This window comes from Methylosinus sporium (genome assembly GCF_003113265.1).
Lineage (GTDB): Bacteria > Pseudomonadota > Alphaproteobacteria > Rhizobiales > Beijerinckiaceae > Methylosinus > Methylosinus sporium.
The window spans coordinates 1-4,812 of sequence record NZ_PUIV01000052.1; the positions used below are offsets into that span (position 1 = coordinate 1).

5 protein-coding genes are annotated in these 4,812 nt (G+C 67.8%); all 5 read right to left on the bottom strand.

Features of this window, described 5'->3' with window-relative positions; all coding sequences use genetic code 11:
• Nucleotides 1-157 precede the first annotated feature (157 nt).
• Nucleotides 158-1,057: a tRNA pseudouridine(55) synthase TruB gene (gene truB, locus C5689_RS17995; protein ID WP_108918617.1), complete on the bottom strand. Its 900-nt coding sequence runs from the start codon at nt 1,055-1,057 to the stop codon at nt 158-160.
• Nucleotides 1,054-1,482: a 30S ribosome-binding factor RbfA gene (gene rbfA / locus C5689_RS18000; RefSeq protein ID WP_108918618.1), complete on the bottom strand. Its 429-nt coding sequence runs from the start codon at nt 1,480-1,482 to the stop codon at nt 1,054-1,056. The genes truB and rbfA overlap by 4 nt, the downstream gene beginning before the upstream one ends.
• A 16-nt stretch (nt 1,483-1,498) precedes the next feature.
• A complete protein-coding gene (locus C5689_RS18005; RefSeq protein WP_108918619.1) occupies nt 1,499-1,849 on the bottom strand; it encodes a hypothetical protein in 351 nt (116 codons plus the stop codon).
• Nucleotides 1,850-1,870: 21 nt separating this feature from the next.
• Nucleotides 1,871-2,317, bottom strand: a complete 447-nt coding sequence (locus tag C5689_RS18010; RefSeq protein ID WP_108918620.1) for a hypothetical protein — start codon at nt 2,315-2,317, stop codon at nt 1,871-1,873.
• A gap of 43 nt (nt 2,318-2,360) precedes the next feature.
• A partial coding sequence (gene infB, locus C5689_RS18015) for a translation initiation factor IF-2 (protein ID WP_108918621.1) occupies nt 2,361-4,812 on the bottom strand: 2,452 nt, incomplete at its 5' end.

Here is a 4,812-nt window from a genome sequence, read left to right on the forward strand (position 1 = left end):
GACGAGGATTTTAGGGGCGGGGGGCGTCATGAGGGCGGTCGGCTCGCAGTGTCCTGACGTCCCCGAATCTGCCCCCTCTCCCGCAAAGCGGGGGAGGGTCGGGGCGGGGGCGTTTCCGCAAATAAAAACCCGTTCCCCCGCGAAGATCAACCTCGCGTCAGAACGGCAGGTTGAACACGCGCGAGGGCTCCAGCGCGCCTTCCACCACCTCGCCGAAGGCGACGGGCACGCCGCCGCAGGCCGCATAGACGACGCCGCCAGCAGGGGCGTCGCGGCCGCGCAGGATCAGCGAACCGCCGCGCCTCAGCCGAGCCGCCGCGTCGCGGTCGACGACGACGCAGGGCAGCTCGGTGAGGCCCGCCTCGACCGAGAGAAGCGCATTGGCCGCTTCGCCGCCCTCGATCTCGTCCAGCGTGTAGCTGTCCTCCTCGAGGAAAGGCCCAACACGCGTGCGGCGCAGCGCGGTCACATGGCCGAAGCAGCCGAGCAGCCGCCCGAGATCGCGCGCGATGGAGCGCACATAGGCGCCCTTGCCGCATTCCATGACGAGCCTTGTTTCCTCCTCCGTCGCATCGACGATGGAGAGGCGATGAATGGTGACGGGGCGCGGCTTCAGCTCCACCGTCTCGCCGTCGCGTGCGAGGTCATAGGCGCGCTCGCCGGCGATCTTGATGGCGGAATATTGCGGCGGCACCTGCATGATGTCGCCGAGAAAGCGCGGCAGCAGAGCCTCGATCTCAGCGATCGTCGGCCGCTCCTCGCTCTCGCGCACGGATTTGCCGTCGGCGTCGTCCGTGTCGGTCTCGACGCCCCAGCGCACGGTGAAGCTGTAGGCTTTCTCGCCGTCCTGCACGAAAGGCACGGTCTTGGTCGCCTCGCCGAAAGCGATCGGCAGAATGCCGGAGGCGAGCGGGTCCAGCGTGCCGGCGTGGCCGGCCTTCTTGCCATTATAGATGCGCTTCAAGCGCGAGACGGCGTGCGTCGAGGTCATGCCGACAGGCTTGTCGAGCACCACCCAGCCGTCGACGACGGCGCGGGTCGATTTTCTTCCGTTCATTGCTGGGCGCCGTTCTCTTCGTCGGTTTGGGTCTGATCGAGATCGCGGCGCACGCGCTCGGAGTTCAGCAGCGCGTCGATGCGCGCGACATTGTCGAAACTGTCGTCGATGCGGAACCGCACCTCCGGGGCGAATTTGAGATTGACGCTATGGGCGATCTCGCCGCGCAGATATTTTTTATGGCGGTCGAAAGCGCGCAGCACCTCCGGCTCGTCCTTGCCGCCGAGCGGCATGACATAGACGGTGGCGAGCTTCAAATCCGGGCTCATCGTCACGCGCGAGACGGTGACGACATGCTGCTCGAGCACGGGATCGTTGATCTCCCCGCGCGAGAGCAGCTGGGCGATCTGATGGCGGACGAGCTCGGCGACGCGCAACATGCGCTGCGACGGCTCCGCCCCATGGGCGTGATGGGCTCTGGACATGTGGGTCTCGATTAGCTCAGCGCTTTCCCTTGCGGGAGTCTTCGTCCTCGGGCTCCTCCGCCCGAAGAGAAATCAACTGGGAGAAAAGCTCCGCGGCGGCGCGCGACGCTCTCCTGTCGATCTGATCGTCCAAGCTGTTCTGGACGAATCCCAACAGAACTTTCAATTGACCTGCCTGCTCATCCACTTGTCGCTGCAAGCGAGCGACGTCCGCGCGCAACGACTTGTTCGATTCTTTCAGCCCGTCGACCGTGCGTCGAAGATCGGCCATCGCCGTGAGGAACTCGATGACCGACTTCCAAGACGGCAAGCCGATTCCCGACTTCTTCTCGGCCGGAGGCTCCGGCGCTCCTGCTGGGGTGTCCATGCCTTCTTCCGTCGGTCGGCGTCAGCAGGACAACAGATGATTCAGCGCGGCGCGATTCTCGCTCTGCACCCGATCGATGCGGTCGCCTCTCGCCGACATTTCAGCCAGGGCGACGACAGTGGCGCGCCGTTCTTCCGCCAGATCGGCCGCGGCGCGGGCGAATCCGACGACTTCCGCATCGAAGCTCGCCGCCGCGTCGAAAATCGTCGGATCGAAACCAATGGCCTCCACACTTTTATGCGGCTCCACTCTGCGACGGAATCGGTCCGGCAGGCTACGCGAATGCCGCTTCAAACGCGCGCCGCCGAGACCAGAACCTTCCGAAAGGAGCGGTTCCTCGAAATGACCCGAGCGTGTCTCCAAGGCTGCGATCACCTTGCTGACGATGCGATCGACATCGCGCGCGCGAGCGCCCTCGGCGAATTTGCGGATCGTCTTGCGCCTCTTGCCCGAGAAACCGCCGGTCATATTTCTCGCCCGATCTTCGTTTGAGCCGTCGAGCGGGCGCCGATCACAGCGTCCGCTTGATCTCCTCGACACGATAGCACTCGATGACGTCGCCGGCGCGCATGTCCTGATAGTTCTCGAAAGCCATGCCGCACTCCTGTCCGGCCTGCACTTCCTTGACCTCGTCCTTGAAGCGCTTGAGCGTCGACAGCTTGCCCTCGTGGACGACGACATTGTCGCGGATGAGACGCACATTGGCGCCGCGCTCCACCGAGCCGTCGGTCACGCGGCAGCCCGCCACCTTGCCAACCTTGGAAATGTCGAACACTTCGAGAATCTGCGCATTGCCCAGCATGGTCTCGCGCAGCGTCGGCGCGAGGAGGCCGGACATTGCCGCTTTCACATCATCGACGAGATTGTAGATGATGTTGTAGTAGCGGATTTCAATGCCGCCGCGCTCGGAGGCCTCGCGCGCTTCCTTATGGGCGCGGACGTTGAAGCCGATGACGACGGCGTTGGACGCTTCGGCGAGCGCTATGTCGGACTCGGAGATGCCGCCGACGCCCGCATGAACGACGCGCGCGCCCACCTCGTCGGTGCCGAGCTTGTCGAGCGCTGCGACGATCGCCTCCACAGAGCCCTGCACATCGCCCTTGATGACGAGCGGGAACTCCTTGCGGCCGGCGGTCTTCAACTGGCTCATCATATCGGTGAGCGAGGTGCGGGCGCCGCCGCCGCGCGCGGCCAGCTTGTCGCGACGCTGACGCTCGCGATATTCGGTGATCTCGCGCGCGCGGGCTTCCGTCTCCACCACGGCGACGCGGTCGCCGGCTTCCGGCGTGCCGGAGAAGCCGAGGATCTCGACCGGGAAGGACGGGCCGGCGGTCTGCACCACGACGCCCTTGTCGTCGAGCAGCGCGCGTACGCGGCCCCATTGCGAGCCGGCGACGATGATGTCGCCGACCTCTAGCGTGCCGCGCTGCACCAGCACGGTGGCGACCGGACCGCGACCCTTGTCGAGCCGCGCCTCGATCACCGTGCCCTCGGCGGAGCGCTCGGGATTGGCCTTGAGGTCGAGCACTTCCGACTGCAGGGTGATGGCGTCGAGCAGCTTGTCGAGATTGAGCTTCTCCTTGGCGGAGACCTCCACCTCGAGCGTGTCGCCGCCGAAGGTCTCCGTCTGCACCTCGTGCTGCAGCAGCTCGGTGCGCACGCGCTCGGGCTTGGCGTCGGGCTTGTCGATCTTGTTGATCGCGACGATGATCGGAACCTCCGCCGCCTTGGCGTGATGGATCGCCTCGATCGTCTGCGGCATCACGCCGTCATCCGCCGCCACCACCAGGATCACAATGTCCGTGACCTTGGCGCCGCGGGCGCGCATGGCGGTGAAGGCCGCGTGGCCAGGGGTGTCGATGAAGGTGATCGGCGCGCCGTTCGGCGCCCGCACCTGATAGGCGCCGATATGCTGCGTGATGCCGCCCGCTTCGCCGGCCACGACATTGGCGTGGCGGATCGCGTCGAGCAGCGAGGTCTTGCCGTGGTCGACATGGCCCATGATGGTGACGACCGGCGGACGCTGCTCGAGCTCGCTGTCGGCGTCGGGCGTGTCGAACAGGCCTTCCTCGACATCCGATTCGGCGACGCGCTTGACCGTATGGCCGAGCTCCTCGGCGACGAGCTGCGCCGTGTCGGCGTCGATCACATCGGTGATCTTGTGCAGCGCGCCCTGCTTCATCAGCAGGCGAATCACATCGACGCCGCGCTCCGACATGCGGTTGGCGAGCTCCTGGATGGTGATCGTCTCCGGGAGGATGACCTCGCGGGCGATCTTCTCCTTCTGCTCGGCCTGGCCGAAGGATTTCAGGCGCTGTGTGCGGCGGCGGAAGGCGGCGACCGAACGCGTGCGCTCTTCTTCCTCTGACGTCGCGGTGGAGACGGTGAGGCGGCCGCGGTCCTTCTGCGCGCCGCCGCGCGAGGGCGTCGGGCGGGGCGGCGGCGGCGCCTTGACGGCGATGACGCCGACGGGACGGCGGACGACGCGCTTCTCGGCGTCTTCCGTGGTCGCGGTCGCGGCCGGGCGGGGCGCTTCGCCGCCGGTGGTCGGGGCCGGGCGCGGTTGCGCCGGGCGAGCGGCGGCGGGCGTCGCTGCGTGCGGCTCGGGCGCGCCGCCTCCGGCGAGGCGACGGCGCGCCTCTTCCTCGGAGCGGCGTTTCGACTCGGCGTCGCGGGCGAGGCGTTCCTCCTCCTCGCGCTTGCGGGCTTCGGCGGCGGCGCGCTCCTCGCGCTCGCGGGCCTCGCGCTCGGCGCGCGCCTTGGCTTCCACCTCGGCGCGGCGACGGTCTTCCTCTTCGCGGGTGCGGGCGTCGACCAGAGCGCGGGCGCGGGCCTCGCGCTCTTCGTCGGTCAGCGCGCGCAGCACCATGCCGGCGCCGCGCTTGGGCGCAGGCTGCGGGCGCGGCGTCTCGGCGCGCGGCGGCGGAGGGGGCGGAGCGGCGGCGGCGGGCGCCGCTCCGCCC